The organism is Leptospira langatensis, assembly GCF_004770615.1.
In the GTDB taxonomy this organism is placed as follows: domain Bacteria; phylum Spirochaetota; class Leptospiria; order Leptospirales; family Leptospiraceae; genus Leptospira_B; species Leptospira_B langatensis.
Genome location: NZ_RQER01000011.1, coordinates 12504 through 31400, shown reverse-complemented (window position 1 = coordinate 31400; position 18897 = coordinate 12504). Strand labels below are relative to the sequence as shown.

The 18897-nt window shown below is 45.5% G+C and carries 18 protein-coding genes; 8 read left to right on the top strand and 10 right to left on the bottom strand.

The features are described 5' to 3' along the window. Positions 1 to 129 precede the first annotated feature (129 nt). Together EHO57_RS16260 and EHO57_RS16255 are read right to left on the bottom strand one after the other, a co-directional pair. Entirely contained in the window at positions 130 to 1362 is a 1233-nt protein-coding gene (locus EHO57_RS16260; protein ID WP_135641830.1) for an LIC_12337 family protein, read from the bottom strand. Next, positions 1359 to 1541, bottom strand: coding sequence for a hypothetical protein (locus tag EHO57_RS16255; RefSeq protein WP_135641828.1), 183 nt, complete (start codon positions 1539 to 1541; stop codon positions 1359 to 1361). Before EHO57_RS16255 ends, EHO57_RS16260 begins: the two co-directional genes overlap by 4 nt. Before the next feature lie 252 nt (positions 1542 to 1793). Here EHO57_RS16255 and EHO57_RS16250 point away from each other — a divergent pair, with 252 nt between their 5' ends. The 5 genes from EHO57_RS16250 to EHO57_RS16230 all read left to right on the top strand — a co-directional run bounded on the left by EHO57_RS16250 (position 1794) and on the right by EHO57_RS16230 (position 7114). Further along, positions 1794 to 2426 carry a TIGR04282 family arsenosugar biosynthesis glycosyltransferase gene (locus EHO57_RS16250; protein WP_135641826.1) on the top strand — a complete coding sequence of 211 codons (633 nt, stop codon included), beginning with the start codon at positions 1794 to 1796 and terminating at the stop codon, positions 2424 to 2426. 184 nt (positions 2427 to 2610) lie between these two features. Continuing rightward, a complete protein-coding gene (locus EHO57_RS16245) occupies positions 2611 to 3150 on the top strand; it encodes an ABC transporter substrate-binding protein (RefSeq protein ID WP_246050798.1) in 540 nt (179 codons plus the stop codon). Continuing rightward, positions 3150 to 6065, top strand: coding sequence for an efflux RND transporter permease subunit (locus EHO57_RS16240; protein WP_135641822.1), 2916 nt, complete (start codon positions 3150 to 3152; stop codon positions 6063 to 6065). The genes EHO57_RS16245 and EHO57_RS16240 overlap by 1 nt, the downstream gene beginning before the upstream one ends. After that, positions 6062 to 6706, top strand: coding sequence for an MXAN_6521/LA_1396 family lipoprotein (locus EHO57_RS16235; protein ID WP_135641820.1), 645 nt, complete (start codon positions 6062 to 6064; stop codon positions 6704 to 6706). The genes EHO57_RS16240 and EHO57_RS16235 overlap by 4 nt, the downstream gene beginning before the upstream one ends. 135 nt (positions 6707 to 6841) lie before the next feature. Next, the gene (locus tag EHO57_RS16230; protein WP_135641818.1) at positions 6842 to 7114 is read left to right on the top strand and encodes a hypothetical protein; all 273 of its coding nucleotides are present in this window, start codon (positions 6842 to 6844) and stop codon (positions 7112 to 7114) included. 73 nt (positions 7115 to 7187) lie between these two features. Here EHO57_RS16230 and EHO57_RS16225 read toward each other — a convergent pair whose 3' ends face one another. Further along, positions 7188 to 8105, bottom strand: coding sequence for an NAD(P)H-dependent flavin oxidoreductase (locus EHO57_RS16225; RefSeq protein WP_135641816.1), 918 nt, complete (start codon positions 8103 to 8105; stop codon positions 7188 to 7190). Between the two features lie 81 nt (positions 8106 to 8186). On the opposite strand from EHO57_RS16225, the gene EHO57_RS16220 reads away from it, so the two are divergent. Beyond that, entirely contained in the window at positions 8187 to 8498 is a 312-nt protein-coding gene (locus tag EHO57_RS16220; protein ID WP_135643211.1) for a putative quinol monooxygenase, read from the top strand. Between the two features lie 184 nt (positions 8499 to 8682). Continuing rightward, a complete protein-coding gene (locus EHO57_RS16215) occupies positions 8683 to 9708 on the top strand; it encodes a S1C family serine protease (protein WP_135641813.1) in 1026 nt (341 codons plus the stop codon). Between the two features lie 232 nt (positions 9709 to 9940). Here the strand turns inward: EHO57_RS16215 and EHO57_RS16210 are convergent, their stop codons facing one another. The 7 genes from EHO57_RS16210 to EHO57_RS16180 form a co-directional block, all read right to left on the bottom strand. Then, on the bottom strand, positions 9941 to 10657 hold the full coding sequence (locus tag EHO57_RS16210) for a pirin family protein (RefSeq protein WP_135641811.1): 717 nt from the start codon (positions 10655 to 10657) through the stop codon (positions 9941 to 9943). 115 nt (positions 10658 to 10772) lie between these two features. Beyond that, positions 10773 to 11117: a hypothetical protein gene (locus EHO57_RS16205; RefSeq protein WP_246050754.1), complete on the bottom strand. Its 345-nt coding sequence runs from the start codon at positions 11115 to 11117 to the stop codon at positions 10773 to 10775. Next, positions 11114 to 11410, bottom strand: coding sequence for a hypothetical protein (locus tag EHO57_RS16200; protein WP_135641810.1), 297 nt, complete (start codon positions 11408 to 11410; stop codon positions 11114 to 11116). The genes EHO57_RS16205 and EHO57_RS16200 overlap by 4 nt, the downstream gene beginning before the upstream one ends. A 56-nt stretch (positions 11411 to 11466) precedes the next feature. Beyond that, complete coding sequence (locus EHO57_RS16195) at positions 11467 to 12618, bottom strand: DUF445 domain-containing protein (RefSeq protein ID WP_246050753.1); 1152 nt, start codon at positions 12616 to 12618, stop codon at positions 11467 to 11469. Beyond that, positions 12603 to 15089 carry a hypothetical protein gene (locus EHO57_RS16190; RefSeq protein WP_135641807.1) on the bottom strand — a complete coding sequence of 829 codons (2487 nt, stop codon included), beginning with the start codon at positions 15087 to 15089 and terminating at the stop codon, positions 12603 to 12605. The genes EHO57_RS16195 and EHO57_RS16190 overlap by 16 nt, the downstream gene beginning before the upstream one ends. Before the next feature lie 85 nt (positions 15090 to 15174). Beyond that, entirely contained in the window at positions 15175 to 15309 is a 135-nt protein-coding gene (locus tag EHO57_RS19040; RefSeq protein WP_008589440.1) for a hypothetical protein, read from the bottom strand. Between the two features lie 198 nt (positions 15310 to 15507). Continuing rightward, entirely contained in the window at positions 15508 to 17538 is a 2031-nt protein-coding gene (locus tag EHO57_RS16180) for a PP2C family protein-serine/threonine phosphatase (RefSeq protein ID WP_246050751.1), read from the bottom strand. Between the two features lie 222 nt (positions 17539 to 17760). Here EHO57_RS16180 and EHO57_RS16175 point away from each other — a divergent pair, with 222 nt between their 5' ends. Continuing rightward, complete coding sequence (locus tag EHO57_RS16175; RefSeq protein WP_135641805.1) at positions 17761 to 18792, top strand: sulfate ABC transporter substrate-binding protein; 1032 nt, start codon at positions 17761 to 17763, stop codon at positions 18790 to 18792. Positions 18793 to 18897: the final 105 nt, after the last annotated feature.

The following is an 18897-nucleotide window of genomic DNA, read 5'->3' as shown; positions in this document are numbered from 1 at the left end:
CTTGGAGGAGTAGATGGAATTTCTTAGGGATCTCCAGGGCAGAAGAAGGAAATAAAAAGCCCCCGAGGTCGGGGGCTTTTTTAGAGGATAATCGTTACGATTCCCTTCGTTACTCTATACTTTTAACTTCTAGTTGATCGGAATGAGAGAGCCGACCTGTCCGGGAGGAGTTTGAAAGGAAACACTTAAGCCGTCGATCGTAGCCTGAGTAGTATCGTCCCAAAGGACACCATTCGCGTCACCACTTCCAGTTTTACCCTGACCACCGACTCTTCCATAGAGTAAGTCCACTCTGGAAGAAGGCACATAATCAGAAGGAATATCTGTACCAGCTACATGATCCCGAACGAACCCATTGAAATTGAACAGACCATAACTAAGACTGGTCCCGCCGATTCCGCAGATCGTATCCGTTCCGGAAGCGGCGATGGTTCCCTCGTCCCATCCTTCTTTCGCGGTTACGTTTAGATCTCCTGTCAACTTCTGGCTGTAGGCCAATTTATAATATTCGTTAGAAGTTCCACCGGGTTGGCAAAGCCCCTTACTGGAGAATGAAGGAATGGTCGGAAATAGGTCTGTAGTCGCATCAATACGGACTACCGTCTTGAAACAGAAAACAGTCCGGTTGTCCATTTCTTCCAAGATCACCCTGCCTCTTTGAGCATGCTTAGATAATTCCGAATCTGTGCCCAAGGGTCCCGACCAAGAATAAGTTTGGATCAAACCTTGGAGAGGATAGGATGTATACGTGTTAGTAGTATCGTTTGCCAAATCCGGCATGTACACGTAGCTTTCAATATTCGCAGTCGCCGTCCAAAGATCCGGAGCGACCAAAGCTAAATTATAAAGCAATAATGCTCCTTGGGTAGAAGGATCTCTCGGATTATTGTCCCAATAGAATTGGAGTGCTATCGTAGAAGTTCCGGTTACCTTCAATTCGAAATAATTCGAGAATGTCTTTGTTCCTGTGTATACGGTTGAGGTGGGAGAAAATTCGGCTCCTGAATTATTCAATGTCAATCGAACATCAAAAACCCCTCCTCCGTCACCCACCTTCATATTGGTAGCCGTTACAGTGCTACCACTCGCGGCTGCGACAAGCAAGGTATTCGATTCAATCCCTGCAATGATATCGTCCATGAAGAGGGAATTTCCTCTGGCCCAGGTGGCAGATTGTCTCACAAATCCCCAATCATCCGCAGAAGCGTGCAAGGGCTGCAAAAGCCCAAACTTCAAAGAGAGAGGAAAAGGACTCGCGTCTTTTTGGGAGACAGTATCGAATTTAAATCCGGAACTGATCGCAAAGAAAATAAAGAGGACTAAAGCAGTCTTATGTAAGACTTTTTGAATATTCTTTTTCATTGTGCGATCCCTTGTGGAACGATGATGAAATAACCTGTCTTACTTTTTTCCACGTGGGGAAGATTGAAAAGTGGAATGAGTCCGTTTCCTCCCCCAGGCTTACAAGCGGAAGAAACGATACCGCTGAGAAGGATCCCTAGGATCAGGAGCAATAGCCCCCGTTTTAGATTTAAGATCATTATGATATCTCCTCTTGAATTGAATGACATTCCAAATGAGGGAATTTTTCGATTTTTGATCATTTAAAGAGCTTGTTCTAATTACAAGATCATTTTTATAACAAACCGTTTTCTTTTGGTCCTACTCGCCTTTGTTAGCATTGGACACAAAGAGAACATCCCCCAAGGAACAGACTAAATAGATGTTTTTTTAGAAAGAGGGACGCCAAAAACTGCCTCAGAGTAAAAAAGAAAGGATACTAGGTTTTCCGAATGAAAGGCCCAATACTGCATATATTCTTAAAGAACCCAGTGCCTGGGAAAGTAAAGACCAGGCTTGCTAAAGAAATAGGCGAAGAAGCAGCACTGGAAGTCTACCAGGCTCTTGTAGAAAAAACAAGAGAAGCTTGCAAGGGAGTGGATGTGACCAAGGTACTTTGGTTCGATTCCTATCTTCCCAATCCTTCCGATCTAGGAAGCTGGGGTCATTCCCCTCTACATATTCGTCTCCAACAAGGCAAGGATCTAGGCGAGAAGATGAGGAATGCATTTCTGTATTCTTTTCAAAATGGAGCCACCTTATCCGTGTTAATCGGTAGCGACTGCCCTGAGTTAGACACTCTTCATATTCGAGAAGCATTCCAGATATTAGAAAATAAGGATGTGATCCTCGGACCGGCAAAAGACGGAGGATATTATTTAGTTGGTCTGCAGTCGGACACTCCCGAGCTTTTTCATGGAATAGAATGGAGCACCGAAACGGTGTTTTCCAGAAGTTTGGAAAAAATGCAATGGGCTCGCAAGCAAGTTGGACTTCTTCCGGTTTTATCCGACTTGGACGACGGCAAGGATCTGGAGTATTTCGAATCCAAGGGAGTCTTGGATTGGAAAAAACCCAATGCGTAAAGCTCTTTGGATATGTCCTATTTTCCGTTGACTTAGGCATTCGTCTCCGATTACTGTAAATTATCCGGGCCGAAGCGCGATCGGATTCATGCGATTGTAAAATTTCCTCTTCGGCCACCTCTTAGGTAATACTGTGAGACTTTTTAGAACCTTCTTACTTTGTTCGCTTCTTCTTTCCTCCGGCATTCTATTCGCCGAAGAGGCCCAGGCTCCCGCTGAAAATCCGTCTCCTTCTCCCGAAGTCTCAGTAGAAGAGCAAACGTTAGCCGCTGTTAAGAAACTCATCGGTTTTATTCGATATAAAAAGAATGATAAGGCTTTGGCTCTCATCCATGTGGGAAAATTCTCCGATAAACTCTTGGCTGGTCATAAGATCTCCGCTGCAGACAGAAAGGATTTCGAAGATGCGATCGGGGAATATATCATAAACAAGGCCTTCCCTATCGCACTCAAGTACTTCGACAAGATAGATATTACGTATGAAAAACCGAGCGTGAACGGGACAAACGCAAGGATCGGTTCCTCTATCCTATACAAAGGATCGGACCAGATCAAGTTTGCATGGATCCTCTCCGAAGTGGAAGGTGCTTGGTATATTAGCGATTTTGAAACGGAAGGTAAGCTTGCCACCGAGATCAACCGTGTGAAGAACATAGATCCTTCTATCAAGAAAAACGGGGTCAAGGGCACGATCGAATTGGTTCGTAAAGCAGCTAAAAACTGATGAGAAAACTTCTATCTAAAGCGGTCGAGTTAGTCTTAACCAGACCGGCCGCTTCCTCTCTCCTTTTACTTATTATTCTAGCGTTATCTATTTTCTATACGCAAAGACTCTCCATCAACAGCGATAACCTTCAACTTCTCCCTCCTGATAATCCTTCCGTGGTCCAGACCAAGAAGGTCATAGAGATGGTAGGAGGAAGCGGCTTCTACACTGTCGTTCTCAAATTCAAAGACGATAAGGGAATGAGCGAACATCTCGCGAAAGCCTTTGCCGCCAAAAGGAACGGCGATCCGGAAACCCAAAAGAAGGAATTGGATCTCGCAGACGAGGCCAAACGCAAGAACGTTGCCTACTATAAGGCTCGGGAAATCGCGCTCAAAAGAGCCTCCGATCGTTTGGCGGCCGCACTCCTAGAGAATAAGGAGATGGTGCGTTATGTTTCCTTTCGTTACAATGTTTCCTTTTTACAGGACAGGCTTCCCCTCTTCCTAAAAACGGACGATTTGATAGAGATCCGTAAGAGGGTAAAACGCAAGATAGATGACGAGATAGAGAAAGCGAATCCTTTCTTCATCAAGCTCACGAACGAAGAATACAATCCCGACTTCTCCGATATCATTGCCAAATACCAAAAGCTAGCCAAAAGAGATATATTCGACGAGTATAATATTTCTCCGGACAAGGGAATGCTGATCGTCCTGATCAAACCTACCGGCTCCTTTGTTGACATTCAATTCACGGAAAAACTGGATGTTTGGGTCCAGAACCTTGTCAAGAGCCAGAACTTTGAGAAAGACGATATTTATGCGGGTTATACAGGAGCTTATAAATTAAACCAGGACGATTACGAGACCCTAGTTAGGGCACTGAAACCGATAGGGATCGCTTCCTTTTTAGGGATAGCCCTACTCCTTCTATTATTTTTCCGTAATCCTCTTTTCATCGTTATTCTTCTATTCTCCCTTGTCAGCGGACTACTCATGACCTTCGGAATGACAGGGCTTATTATCGGAGAATTGAATAGTATCACTAGCATCATAGGCTCCATCTTAATGGGCTTAGGAATAGACTACGGGATCCAATTCTTATATAGATTCAGGGAAGAATTCACTAAAAAGCAAGATCTCGTCAGAGCGATCAAGGATACCATCTATCATACCGGGATTGCTTCTTTTAGTTCCGCGTTGACCACCACTTCTGCATTCGTAGTGCTGTCCTTCTCCGAATTTAGAGGATTCAGCGAATTCGGGATCATCGCAACCTACGGTATCGTTTTGATCGCGATCGCAATGTATGGCGTAACGGCACTGCAGATCGCTCTCTTGTTAAAATGGTTTCCTTCTCTTGCAAAGCTCTTTATTTTGAGTGAAGATCAGCAAACTCCTTCCGGACTCTTAAGAAGATTCTATTCCAAGCCGGGAGTCCTTTCCATTACCGTTTTAGTACTTGTGATCGCAATCGGCATATTTGCTCCTCGGGTAGAATTCGACGTGAATGGTAAGAACCTTCTCGTGGAAAACCTGGAGTCAGTGAACCTGTACGACGAGATCGGAGATCGGTTCGATATTTCTTCGGATCCGCAGGCGATCGTAGTACAGACATTAGAAGAATCTGAAGCTGTATTCGATTATCTGAGCCCTGTGCCGGACAAGATCGCAGGCTCCGTGGATCAGGTAGTTTCCCTTTGGAACTTCGTTCCTCCATACAACCAGCAGTTGGCGAACCGAAAGATCTTGGATCAAATTTCCAAGGATATGAAACCTGTGAAGCCTTCCTTCCTGAAGCCTGAACAGAGAAAGTATCTCCCTAAGGCTAAGCTATTTCTTTCCGTTAAGCCTTACGACTATAAAGAGGTTCCGGATTATTTTGCAAGCCAGTTCAAAGAAGTGCCTCAATCGAAAGTGAAAGGGCATGTTCTTTTCCTCTATCCTAAGGTTGCACTTTGGCATGGTGGGAAATTATTAGAATTCTTTGCTGCGATCGGAAGATTAGATGTTCCTAAAGTTTCCAGAAGGACCTTGAATGCGATCTTGTATTCCACCGGCATCGCAGGAAAAGGATATCTGGATCCTGTGAAAGAGAATTATTCCCAAGAGGAAACCAAGGTCTTACTCAAAGCCTTGAATACCTACTCCAAGGAAAAACTCCTCTCGGTCCATATCCTTCCGGGGACGGTAGACACGATCTTAGAGCATAGACCCTACAAGGATATCGCACAGGTGCGTTCTTATACGTTCCAAACGGATACCGCGGGGAGCTTGGTCCTATTTGCAAACCTTGTACTGATCGTGAAGCGAGAAGGTTTCATCGCCTTCTTCGTGACTTTGGCCCTGGTCATTGTTGTACTGATATTGTTCTACAGAGCCTTTTTGCCGGCATTGCTCTCTCTAATCCCGCTCCTACTTGGGATCGTAGTGACCGTAGGCTTCATGGCTCTTATAGATCTTAAATTAAATTTTATGAATGTGTTGGTATTCCCGGTCATCATAGGATACGGGATCCAAAACGGGATCTATATCTACTACAGATTCAGAGAGGATCATGATATCGTAAAAGCGATGGCGATGGTCGGCCCCGCAGTTATCGCATCTACGCTGACTACCTTGGTCGGATGGAGCGCTTTATTACTCGCCGAGCAAAGGGGACTTCATTCCATCGGGAATGTGGCCACCATAGGGATCGCCGCCTGTTTATTGATCGCGCTCACTCTACTTCCTGCCATATTAGAATTAGCTTATAGAGGAAGAAAGTCCGAGGAATCGGAGGCAATCCCTCTTGGGTTCGGCTCGGAAGAAGAAGGGTCCGAAACTCCTGGTCTCTCTCCCTTACTCGCAAGAGAGGAAGAGAAGCCTGCCCCTAAAAAAGCGGCTAAGAAGAAGACGGCAGCCAAGAAAAAAACAGGGAAGAAGAAATGAGATCCAAGTTTTCCATCTTAATACTACCGATCCTCGCAGTCTTCTTCATGGACTGCGCGGTAAAGCAAGTAAGGCAATCCCCGAATTACGAGACCTCTCTCCATAATTTCAAAAGGCTTACCATCTCGGTTTCTCCTGACTCCAAGGTGAATCCGACGGAGGCAATTCTTGCAAAAGCGATCGCAGAGCAAGAGCTTGCACATCATAAGGAATTCATCGTGTATCCGGATCCCTCTAATAAGAATGTGGATTGTGGAGCGAAGATCGGCAAGTCTCAGGGAGTTCTCAAACTAAAACTGGAAGAATCCTTGCACGGAAGCACTCCCGGATTTCTGGTTTGGCTCCTTCCGGCAGTATTGGGCCCTTCTTCTACCGGGATGAGGCTCTCCATCTCCGCATCCATCCAGAAATGCGATACTAAGGAAACTCTCTGGGAAGGAAGAGCCTCTTCTTCTTATCCTCTCGAAGGAGACGAGGATGCAACTCTCAGGACTTCTTATGAGAATAAACTGGGAAAATCCATCGGCCCCAAAGTCCTTCCATATTATGATCTTCTAAAGTCCTTATTGGATCAGGTAGAAAGCCCTGTCCTTACGGAATCGGAACAAGATGAGAAGATCGAGGTAGAAGCCGGAGGTTGACCTTCGGCTCCTTCTTCTCTTTTATTCAAAATCCTTAACGAACAACGTTTCCATTCCCAAATTTAGTAACTTCTTCTTGACCGATCGAGTCGCATAGGCTCCCATACTCTCCATCGTTCGCAAAGGAAAGAGAAAATGAATTTGATCAATAAGATTGCTACCGGAGCCTTCTGGTTACTTTGGTTGGGAGTTCTAAGCGGTTTCGTAAATCTCGTAAGTCTGCATGAGGGCCTAAACGGGATCGTTACTGCTCTAGGCTGGATTATTTTAGGACTTCACATCATAGAAGTGGCAATTTATTCCGTCCGCTCCGGAAGTAGAGGTGGGTTTCAGATCTCCGACGCGCTACAGGTCTTTTTGTTCGGAGTGTTTCATTTGATCCCGGTCAGTTTTTCCGAAAAGAAATAATTCCACAAGTACGTAAAAAAACCCCGAGCCTCCTAAGATAACTCGGGGTCCTTAAGTGTTATATTCTGAAATCTTAATTCATCTTCGGCAGATTCTTTACTATATCCGAATATTCCTGAGCCATTCCTCGGATCACATCTCCTGCAGGAACGATGGAATCGATCTGTGCCACGCCGTGTCCTGCAGACCAAATATCTCTCCAACGCTTGAATTCTTGGTCTATATCCCCGGACCCTTCGTTATGGAAATTATCTCCCGCTTTTTCTACAGAACGCTTTAACCAGTTCGCGGGAATTCCCGAAATTTTTTCGGTATAAACGATCTCTTCCGGAGCCGACTCTACGATCATATTCTTGTATTCGGAGGAAGCGGAGGCTTCTTTCGTAGCGATCAGTCTAGTTCCCACATAGACTGCATCCGCTCCCAAAGACATGGCAGCCGCCATCTGAGCTCCCCCGCTGATCGCCCCTGCAGCGATGATCGGAAGACCTACTTCCTTTTTCAAATATGGGAATAAGCTGAACGGAGAAATATTACCGGCATGTCCGCCTGCCCCTTGAGAGACTGCGATGAGCGCATCCGCTCCGGACTTCGCTACTATATTCGCATGTTTTAATGTAGTTACGTCGCAGAATACTTTTGTTCCTACGGACTTGGCCTCTCCGACGATAGAGCGAGGACTTCCTAAACTAGTAATGATCAATTCCACTTTGAACTCCAAAAGGATCTCAAAATGTTTGGCCCAATTCGGATTATGCGATTTATGTAAAATTAAGTTAACACCGATAGGTTTCTTTGTGCGAGAGCGGATCTCTTCTAGACCTCTTCTTAATTCTTCCAGAGTACGATAGTTTTGGGATGGAAACGTTCCCAAACCGCCGGCCTCGGAAACTGCTACGACTAGATCCGGATAAGAAACGAGAAACATGGGGGCCCCGATAATGGGCAGGTCAATACCAAGCATCTCCGTGATGGGAGTTTTTATTTTCATAGGGAAAAACTTTCATCTCTACAGGATTCGATCCATCTTTTTTTTCTGGCGAAAGAAAATCGGATCTTGAAACTAGGGAGCATGGTGATCACCGTTTCTTCTTACAAAATCCTTCCCGAAAAGATCCAAGAGTTCTTGGAGATCAGTTCAGAACTATCCAGAGAATCTTTGAAAGAAAAAGGGATCCTTCGCTTCGACCTATTGCAAAACGATGGAGACGATGGCAGATTCTTATTGATAGAGGCGTATGAAAACGAAAGCATCCGCAAGGCACACCTGGAGACTCCTCATTTCGTGAATTGGAGAAGAACAGTTCCCGAGATGTTCTCGCAAGGAACAACCACCGTTTATTATAAACCGGTATCTCCCAAAGCGGAAGAATACAAAAAATAATCTCAATATAAGAAGCGGATAAGTATTCATTTTTTCTAAAATACTTCCACTTTCTTTCTATCTATCTGCTCCTTCTTAGAACAGGGTCCGGATCCTTAAAACCTGGACCTGACCTAATAATTTCACCTAGTAATTTTGCTCTTTTTGGGACTCTCATTTGGACGCCGGGAGTCAAAGAAGTACCATGGTATTATTTACGAACACAACCTCAAATTTTGTGTCTTCTTTACAAGGAGGAGAAGAGAAGGATCTAAAGAAAGTTCCCTCCAAAGATCGCTCCTTTAGTGAAGAAGAGATCTTAGATGCATACTCCAAGTCTGTGGTCCGCGCGGTGGAGACAGTTGGACCGAGCGTAGTCCACTTACAGGTCTCGAATGCAAAGGGAGAAGGCGGGAGCGGTTCCGGTTTCTTTCTGACTCCGGATGGATATATAGCTACGAACAGCCATGTTGTGGATGGTGCGAAGAAGATTGTGGCAAATCTCTCCGACGGTTCTAGTAAAGAAGCCGACCTTGTGGGGAACGACCCTCATACGGATGTGGCAGTCCTGAAAGTTCATGGGAATTCTTTCGCTCATTCTTCTTTCATGGATTCCAAACAATTAAAAGTCGGGCAGTTGGTAGTCGCGATCGGGAATCCATACGGATTCGAATCGACGGTTACCGCAGGAGTGGTTAGCGCTCTCGGAAGAAGTTTACGTTCTCGTAATGGACGTCTGATCGATAACGTGATCCAAACGGACGCGGCATTGAACCCAGGAAATTCCGGAGGCCCTCTGGTGGACTCCCAAGGTAGGATCGTCGGGATCAATACCGCAATCATTCTTCCCGCACAAGGAATCTGTTTCGCAGTGGCCTCGAACACCGCCGAGTATGTGATCACAAGGTTGATCTCTTATGGTTCTGTCAAACGAGGATATCTAGGAATTGCCGGCCAAAACCAAAAGATCCCGGCTCTTACCAAATCCATGAACCGTCTACATTTGGATTCTGGAATTCTCGTAATGTCTCTAGAATCCGGCTCTCCAGCAGACAAAGCAGGCGTAAAGAGTAACGATCTGATCATAGGTTTGGATGAGAAAGACATCCATACGATCGATGACCTGCACAAGATCTTAGATGAATCTTCTATCGGTAAGAAGCTTGGGATCCGATTATTGAGAGACGGTTCGATCAGGACTTTCTTTGTGGAACCAGGAGAATTGAAGTAAAAAGCGAAGTCGAGCGAGCCAGCCAAGTTAACTGAGAGACTGGATTCAATCGAAGGCTCAGGGTAATTTTGAACAGCCCCCACCCATCTTCGGGATTGGGGGGAGTGGCTCGTGGGAGAAGAGAATTCCCTATACCAGAAATTCCCCAAACCGGCAACGGAAAATTTTCGCGAACTTCTATGTGGGAACTATTGTTCCTACAAGGAAGAGCGAAAATTTCCCTTCTATCTGCTTAAACGATCTCAGGAACGTCCATGAGTAGAAGTTCCGATTCTTCCAAGGCTTTTACCTTTAAGAGCTCGGTCGCAGGAAACCCCGCTCCGTCTCTCGCAGAAAGTTCGGTGTCATTTATATTCACTTTTCCTGATATTAGAAAAGCATAAACTCCACCTCTCTCTTCATTCTTGGGTTGGTACGAAACCTCTACCCCAGCCTCCAGATTTCCCATGGAGAACCATGCGTTTTGGTTGATCCAAAGCCCTTCTGTAGAGTCTTTTGGAGAGACCACTACCTGGAATTTGTTCCTTCTCTCCTCGACGGAGAATTGCTTCTGGTCGTATCGAGGTTCAGCACCTCTTCTATCCGGAAGCACCCAGATCTGTAAAAAATTTACAGGCTCCGTCTTGGAATGATTGTATTCCGAATGAACGATCCCTGTTCCCGCGGACATGACCTGCACTTCTCCGGATCGGATCACACCTGCAGTCCCGATACTATCCTTATGTTCCAAGGCCCCTTTCAACGGGATCGAAATGATCTCCATATCTTGGTGTGGATGCGGATCGAATCCCCTTCCCGGAGCAACGATGTCATCATTCAAAACTCGTAATGAAGCAAATCGTATTCTTTCCGGGTTCATATAGTTGCCGAAGGAAAAAGTGTGATTGGATTTGAGCCAACCGAAATCCACCTTCCCTCTTGTGTTTGCCTTATGAACCACCGCTTCCATTGTATCTCCTTCTCGCCCTGACTTTGGCGGGCGATTACTAATTAGACATGGGTAAGTCGAATTAGTTCATGTTTAAAGTATTGAGGACGATCTTTTTGAAAAGCCGATTTTCGGATCATTCCATACTAGGGGAACCGGTTACAGTCACACAGCGAATAAAGAATAAGGGGGGAAGGAAGAACCCTTTCGTATATACTTCGCCGTCTGCTAAGGACTTCGTACCTGGAGGGGCCTTTTCCATGGCATGGTCGTATGCCCTTTGTAAGTCGGGCACAAACCTTCCGAAAAAGAAAGGAAATACGAGTGCCGAGCAATCTTCCCCTTCTACCCTTTGGTTGGAGAATACGGGTCTATCCTTGCTTGGTCGGATCCTCTCTACTCGATAGATCAGAGATTCTCCGAAGCAATTTGCGAAGAAAAAGAAAACGGATAGAATTAGGATTAGGCCGGAAATTTTCAATGAGAGATCTCCAGGCCATAATGCAATCTATAACAGCTACTGAACAATCCATCGTCCTTCTTCAAGATCTCTAAGTCCCGAATATGGGTAGCGCTCGGATTTTTTCGAGGAATGCGGACCAGTATATTTCGGATCGATTCTCCGCAGGCCTTCTCATCCTGCTTATACAATCCCCGCTGCACTCCTGGTGGAATTTGATCCATTCGTAAATTATAAAAATAGAAAGCCGTGCTCGAATAACAATTCGCGAAAGATAAGCTAATAAGAAGAAGAATGAGAACGCGGGACTTCATCGAAATAATCTTATATACTTGGATATAAAATTAGGCAAGAGATAAACGGTTCCCGCCTAGCTTTGGAATAATAAGACGAGAATTCCGATACAAGATCCTACTAAAAAACCCAATAAACTTCCGTTAATTCGGATCCTCTCCAGGACCCTGCGCGTCTTCATTTCCAGATTTTCGCGGAATTGCTTCGGCTCCAACAGTTTCAGTCCTTTCGCGATCTGCTCTCCTACATATTGAGAGACGGATTCGCTTGTCTTGGACCTGAGAAATTCGAGAAGTCCTCGGATCGGTCCGTATTCTCTCAGATTCTCTAATTTAGATAATTCTTCTTTATGGGATAATACCAACTCGCTGATGAGTCGATTCAGCTGTTCCTTTCCAAAATCCGCGAGTGCTCTTACGGCCTCTTGTCTCTTATGATCCGGTAACTCGTTCCAGGAACCCACATATAATTCCGCACATTCGGAGAATAAGGAGAATACTTCGAACAACACCTCCTCTTCTTCCGTCTGGAAATCCTTTCCTTCTTTGAGACCTTCTCCGAATTCTCGGATCCTTTTCTTGGGATCGATCAACCAGATGAGAGGCTTAGCAAGAAAGGAAAACCCTTTAGTGATCTTATCTATCCTTTCTCCGAAATCCTCCTTATCGGTTGCCTTGACCAATGCCTCTCCGACGAGAAAGCGAACGGTCAACAAGATCTCTTTTCTTCGATTCAGTTCGTGTAATATTTGTTTGTCGGCTCCGGAGAACTTGAAGTTAGTCACATAGAGAACGATATCTTCTTCTACCTTATTCCAGACCAGATCCAGGAATTCTCGGATCTCTTTCTCTCCATGGATATGCTTGTCCAAGAGTTCTCGGATGATCCTGATATTCTCCGGCCCGTCCAGGATCTCGTCCAAATAGGACTTCAATTTGTGCTCGTTCAAGAGATCGGTAGAGACCCAACTCCCGATCTCTTCTGCGATGCTTTCGCTCTGGGCCTCGACTGCCTTATAGGTCTTCCAAACGGCGAACCAATCACAGATGGCGCCTACGAGTCCTCCTTCCAAACCGTGAACGAGGATATTTCCCCAAGCGTAGGAACTCCATCCGAAATAGAATCCGGAGAGTAAGGACCCTCCGAACAAAACCAATAATAGATTCGATACGAATTGTAAGCGAGAGTACGGTTTGTTTCCGTACAGACGGATCACCGGAAAAACCACCTTCCCTTAACAAAGGCCGCGAATAAGAATAGTACGGGTAATAAGAACATCACGATTGTAAGTATGGGCGAGTTTCCCTTCCAAAACCGGAGTCGCAGGTCCTTGTTTTCAGAACAGACCAAGATCTCATTTCTTTGCGTTTGAAAAAGGACTCCTCCATTCTCATCTTCCCATTTTGGAAAGAAGGATCTGCGAACAATCTTGCAGTCAGAATTCTTTTCAGGCCCCTTGGCTTCCGACACCGATGCAACAGTCTTGGTCTCGCTCTGCACGAACTCATCGGAAAGAATGATCGGTAATACAGGGATCTCAGAGAGTCTCGGTATCTCTGCTTCGACTTTAGCTCTGTCTTTCACAGGGAAGAATCTTCCGAAAAATTCGTTCCGATCTAAGAACTGCAGATCTCCGAATTCCGCCTTTAATTCTTCCTTCCAAAAAGCTTGTGTAGGAGGAACATTCAGGACCAGGATCCCTTGGAACCATTTCGAAAGATTTCCTCCTGCTTGTTGGATCTCCTTCTTTCCTACTCTTGCAAATACGATCCCGCTATCCAAGCCTTCATGCAGTATCGCCTCGTTCGTATTGTACAAGAATCGTTTTGGGCGAAGCGCCTTTCCTCCGGTCAATTCCCGATAGTCCGCGACTCCCCAGGCTTTTTCCGTTAAGATCGCTAAATCGCTTCCTGGATCCTTAACCTTGAATAGGAACAAGAAGGCTTTGTTCTCCAATTCCTTTTCGTACGTATGAGTAGGGCTTTCGTTCGTCTGGAGTATATCCTCATTGACCCAGCCCTTCACTAGTTCGAACCGCTCCGGATTGGATTTTAGAATTCTGTAAAATTTCTCCGTGGAACCTAGAACATAAGAGGTTCCGTTAGACTGAAGGAAACGATGCAGTCCCTTCCCTGCTTCCTCATCCGGAAGTTCTTCCTCATAGCCCGGATTCCTTTTCCAAGAAGTCCAAGGCAGATAGCGGCTTAAGTACGGCTGGATCGCAAGAGAACTGAGAGAAGCATCCGCTTCCATTCCTAAAACATTTCGATGTCCTGCCCTGCGAATGATCAGTCCTAGAGTGAAAGGACTGTCTCCCCATTTCCTACGAGAATCGATTTCCGGAAAGATCTTGGAATCCTTGGGAAGCTCGGAGAGTGCCGCTTCTACTTCCTTCATTCCGACCGTGGAGAAACTATCCTTTAGGAAAGTAGTATTCTCCTTCCATTCCAATTCGGGATGCCAATTAAAGAAACGGATCAGCGCAAAGAATAATAAGGCGGCCACCGAATACTGCGCGACCACGGAGGAGGTCTTGTTCTTCAACAAATGGACTGCAGTTTCCAAAGCAGATAGGGTCAAGAAAAGGAGAGAAAGATCCAATGCCCTAAACCATGGAAAGCCTATGCCAGGGAAGAATTTAGAGAGAGAAGTATCCACTCCGATCCAATAGAAGATCAAGCTTGCGAAGAACACAAATCGGGAAGCAGGAGGGAATATTTTACGTTTTAGAATAGAACGAATTCCTAATAGAAACAGGATCGGGAACACTGCCTGGATCCAATGTAACCCAACGACAAAATTCCATAAGAATGCGAATAGCCCGCTTCCTTCCCAAATCGGCTTTAAGGCTCCCGATCCCAAAATAGAGATAAGTCCCGGAGTGGATTCCATCGGGAATGTCTCCGCTCTATAAGAAGAATATTTCAGGAAATTCCACCAAACAGGAGCGGCGAAGAGAAGAGGTGTAAAGAATACGATGGAGAAGGCCCTTTTCCCCAACTCTTCTCCTAAGAATAAGAAGTAAATGAGAAGGGAAACCAAATAGAACATGGAAGAAGGAAAATCGGAATAGTAAACGCAGGCACTGACCACCAAGTATTTTGCTAGTGCTGAGAGCTTTCCGGTGGTCCTGTACTTTTCTAAATAATAAAATCCTAATAAACTCCAACCTAAACCGAAGAATCCCGTTACGGAACCGTTAAATAGGCCTACTAAAGAGAGACCGAAGGGCTCTTCTCCCGCACATAAGAAGAAGAATAGTAACCCGGTCATAGCGAGCATGACCGTATTTGCCCTATGGTTCGTTTCGCTTAACAAAAGGAGACTGAACTTGATGAAAGCGTACGTAAAAAGTAGGATCGAAATAAGTATCCCAATATTAAAGGAAAGAGAAAGAGAAGACCAAAAGAATACAGTCTTGTGAAGGATAGCCACCATGAAATAGAAGAAGGGAGGCTCGTAAAAAAAGACAGGCATTCCGGAAAACCAACGAGTATCGTAGCCCAAGGACTGCCCTCCGTTCAGTAGAGAATCGTAGATCTCCGCCAAGTGGGTTTGGGCATGAAGGCTCCAACCGGAAAGAGTATCCTGGCTGAATAGAAAACTGAATTTTAGGATTAGGATGAGAAAAGAGGCGAGTAAGAGTAAGGGCCTACGCCAGGCGGGAGCGAGTCTCCATTTCTTCTGAAAAAAAGGCATGCCGCGAAGGTAAGGAAAACGGCCCGAATTGACAAGCAAAACTAAGGCAGTTTCCGATTCCCTAAAGGATCAAGTAGAAGGAAGATTATTCTTCCTTCACATTTTCCTGAACGTACTTTCTGAATTCAGCTTCGCTCATTTTATCCGCATAGAGTGGATAAAGAGCCGTAATGAGCTCTTCCAAAGTGGGGAATTTTGCCCCGTCGAGCTTAAATGCCATAGGGTCCTCTACCTGGTAATGATTTCGGGAATATCTCTCAAGGAGATCCCGTGTACCATCTCTCTAACCATCTTTTAAAGAGATCAATACAATAAAACTAGAAAACGAACACCATGTACTAAGAAAGGATCTCAATATCCGTAATTTAAAAGAAAAAGGTTTTCGTTATTCATTATAAAAATCCGTCGCGGTGTAGCCTTACTTTCTCTTATCTTCTATGCCGATAAGGAGAAGATCGTCCTTCGGTTCCGCACTTCCCAAGAATCTTTGCAGATCGGAATGGATCGTAGAAAGTAGTTCCTGGAGATCCTGGTCGCCCCCCATTCTTAAAGCTGCGAGTACTCTCTCCATTCCGAAGAAATCTCCTGGAAATCTCGCCGACTCCGAAAGCCCATCCGTAAAGCAAAGAATACGATAGTGTTCCGTAAGCGCGATCTCTCTATCCGTAAATTGAAAACTAGGCAAAAGACCTACGAGAGGATTTTCGCACTCTACTACATGCTCCTCGTCTTGGGTCTGCACTAAAATAGGAGGAGATCCTGCCAAGGACAGCGTGAGTTTCTCTTTATTCGGGGAGATCTCTAAGATCGCAGCGGAGAAGTATGTGGAGATATTTCCGTACTTGCCATGGAACTCGGAACCCATTTCGGACAATAGACTGCCTGGAGTTCCTTCCTTCCATCTCAGATCCTCGTATACTCTCCGGATCAGAATGGTGATGAGAGCGGCTTGGATCCCATGTCCTGTAGCGTCCGCAAGAAAGATACGGACCCTTCCATCGGGAAGTCGTACGATATCGTAGAGGTCTCCCCCTACTTCGGCAAGAGGCTTATGCAATATCCGAAATCGCAGACCGTCTAGGATACGCTCGGCACCGTCTTCCAGATCCAAGAGACCCTTCTGGATCTCTCTTGCAATATTCAGATCGTTCTGGATGAGACGAAGAGCGTTTCTCAATTGCTTGGTCCTGTCCTCTACCCTTCTCTCCAAATTTCTAGAAAGATCCAAGAGCCTGTCCAAATTGTCCGAGCTCCGTATAGATAAGAATACGGATTGAGCGATCAAGAAGATGAATGCTCCTATATTCGTAAAGTATCCGGTATCCAAGAAGAAGGTAGCATAGAGTATATCATGTATGAGCGCCGCATATACGAATACGAATCCTGCGAGAATGATAAGCGCACCCTTTCTCTTTCGCAGCGCCGCTTTCGTGAGAGAAAATAGGCTTAAGGTCCCTGCAAGAAAAGCCACCAAGTAATAAATAGTGACCGTATAAGTAAAGATCCGTACGGGAAAGATGAGTACGACTAAGCAGGCTCCGGCAGCGATCCACCAAACCAGATCCACAAGGATCCTCTTCAATTCTCTGGGAAATACGGATAAGATATAACTTAAGAAGACGGGAATGGCCAAGTAGAAGGTAATATATTCTATCCGGATAAAATGAGAGTATTTTAGAAAATCAAAATATTCTGAAACGACCCTTGTTCCTGCAAAGATTCCCCTCGTTGCCATGATGAGACAGTACAGTCCAAAATAGAGAGAAGCCGCTTCCCCCCTTCGTACAACGGCAAAGATCAAATGCAGTAGTCCTATGCAAAGAAGTCCTCCTGCAAGGAACACATCCATGAACCTTTCCCCATGCCAGACCTGAGCCAGATTCTTAGCCGTCCCGAATCGCATGGGAGCCCAGAAGCCACCCAACCTATGCTCCTTATTCGCGATCTGCATAGCTATATGCACCTCGTCGCTTTGAGGATAGAAGGTTACGAACTTAGTGCACCAAGCAGGCTTCACTTCGAAGACGGTGATATCCGTAGTATTCGGGAATTCTACTTCTCCGCAGGAAGCGAGTAGCTTTCCATCCACGTACAAGAAGTAGGAAGAACTCTGCTCTTGCACAAGAAGAGCAAGTTCTCCATAGTGCCGGTTCAGTTTGATCGTGAGTTCGTAGGTTCCGTACCCTTCTCCCAATCTGGTCCCGTTCTTTCCATTCCAGGAAGCGGGAACTGGTAGCATTTCGTAGGTGCCCTGGTCTTCGGAGCCCAGACTTTTCCAAAACAACCAACGGAATTTCCAGACTCCGGAGAGTAAGATCGGACCTTGGGTTTCCAGATCGTGGGAGTTTAACTCCAGGAGACCCTGGACCACAGGAGGATGATCGGCCTTCTCCCAAATATCTCCGCAACCAGGAAGAACTAGAACGACGGCCGCAAGTAGAAGGACCAAAAACCCATTTTTCAGATTGGTAACAAATCGATGAATGGTAGGAACTCCTCGCTTACCGGAAAATTTACCTAGATCGAGTGAAAAGCATAGGAAAAAAATCTTTCCAAGATATAAAACCTTCCTTGACAAACCCTGGAGGTCTTCCAAGTATAGCAGAAAAATATCCAATAAATTGGATTAAACCTCTGGCTTATTGGCAAAAGGGATGTAAAAGTGAATCCTATGAAAACGAAATCTAAGTTCCTCCGATCCTTGGCGATCTTCCTACTCAGCAGTGTGGCAGCATTTTCCGTGTATGCAGACGATGTTTTACTGAACGTTTCCTTTGATCCCACCCGTGAACTTTACGAAGATGTAAATAAGCACTTCATCGATTCTTGGAAGAAGAAGACAGGCAAAGGACTTACCATCCAACAATCCCACGGCGGTTCAGGTAAGCAAGCCAGAGCGGTGATCGACGGTTTAGAAGCGGACGTGGTTACTTTGGCATTGGCCTACGATATTGATAGCATCGTAAATAATTCAGGTGCGATTTCTAAAGAATGGGAGAAAGAATTCCCTCATCATTCCGTTCCGTACTATTCTACCATCGTATTCTTAGTAAGAAAGGGAAATCCCAAGGCGATCAAGGATTGGGACGATATAGTAAAACCTGGTATCGGTGTGATCACTCCGAATCCTAAGACTTCCGGAGGCGCTCGTTGGAATTATCTCGCAGCCTGGGGATTCGCAAAAAAGAAGTACGGGACAGAAGCGAAGGCTACCGAATTCGTGAAGGCTCTCTACAAAAACACTTCCGTTCTGGATACTGGCGCCAGAGGTTCCACTACCACTTTCGTGCAAAGAGGGATTGGGGATGTTCTTTTAGCTTGGGAAAATGAGGCAGAACTCGCCATCTCCGAATCCAAAAAAGCGAACGGTGGGAACTCCCAATTGGAAGTAGTGTATCCGAGCGCCAGTATTCTTGCGGAAACCCCTGTTGCAGTCGTGGAAAAAGTCACAGCGAAGAAAGGAACTACGGAACTCGCAAAGGCTTACTTGAATTTCTTATATACCAAAGAAGGACAAGAGATCGTTGCAAAACATTTCTTCCGTCCGAACGATGCTGCGGTATTGAAAGCAAACGCTTCCAAATTCCCTAAGATCAATCTATTCGATGTAAGAAGCATTGAAGGATCTTGGGCAGCAGCTCACAAAAAGCATTTCGCGGATGGAGGTCTATTCGACTCCATTTACGGAGAAGCGAAGAAGTAATCCTTCTTCTAAAAAAGCTTACTCTACAAGAGCCGGCATTTGTCGGCTCTTGGTTTGACGAAATAGACTGTCTCCCAAGAATCGACTTCAGGGACTCCTTCCGCT

Excerpts from the sequence above, each read along its gene's own strand:
- EHO57_RS16225 (WP_135641816.1), bottom strand. The coding sequence starts at position 8,105 with ATGAAAATAAAAACTCCCATCACGGAGATGCTTGGTATTGACCTGCCC.
- EHO57_RS16230 (WP_135641818.1), top strand. The coding sequence starts at position 6,842 with ATGAATTTGATCAATAAGATTGCTACCGGAGCCTTCTGGTTACTTTGG.
- EHO57_RS16235 (WP_135641820.1), top strand. The coding sequence starts at position 6,062 with ATGAGATCCAAGTTTTCCATCTTAATACTACCGATCCTCGCAGTCTTC.
- EHO57_RS19040 (WP_008589440.1), bottom strand. The coding sequence starts at position 15,309 with ATGGCATTTAAGCTCGACGGGGCAAAATTCCCCACTTTGGAAGAGCTC.
- EHO57_RS16190 (WP_135641807.1), bottom strand. The coding sequence starts at position 15,089 with ATGCCTTTTTTTCAGAAGAAATGGAGACTCGCTCCCGCCTGGCGTAGG.
- EHO57_RS16250 (WP_135641826.1), top strand. The coding sequence starts at position 1,794 with ATGAAAGGCCCAATACTGCATATATTCTTAAAGAACCCAGTGCCTGGG.
- EHO57_RS16175 (WP_135641805.1), top strand. The coding sequence starts at position 17,761 with ATGAAAACGAAATCTAAGTTCCTCCGATCCTTGGCGATCTTCCTACTC.
- EHO57_RS16255 (WP_135641828.1), bottom strand. The coding sequence starts at position 1,541 with ATGATCTTAAATCTAAAACGGGGGCTATTGCTCCTGATCCTAGGGATC.
- EHO57_RS16210 (WP_135641811.1), bottom strand. The coding sequence starts at position 10,657 with ATGGAAGCGGTGGTTCATAAGGCAAACACAAGAGGGAAGGTGGATTTC.
- EHO57_RS16260 (WP_135641830.1), bottom strand. The coding sequence starts at position 1,362 with ATGAAAAAGAATATTCAAAAAGTCTTACATAAGACTGCTTTAGTCCTC.
- EHO57_RS16240 (WP_135641822.1), top strand. The coding sequence starts at position 3,150 with ATGAGAAAACTTCTATCTAAAGCGGTCGAGTTAGTCTTAACCAGACCG.
- EHO57_RS16215 (WP_135641813.1), top strand. The coding sequence starts at position 8,683 with ATGGTATTATTTACGAACACAACCTCAAATTTTGTGTCTTCTTTACAA.
- EHO57_RS16200 (WP_135641810.1), bottom strand. The coding sequence starts at position 11,410 with ATGAAGTCCCGCGTTCTCATTCTTCTTCTTATTAGCTTATCTTTCGCG.
- EHO57_RS16220 (WP_135643211.1), top strand. The coding sequence starts at position 8,187 with ATGGTGATCACCGTTTCTTCTTACAAAATCCTTCCCGAAAAGATCCAA.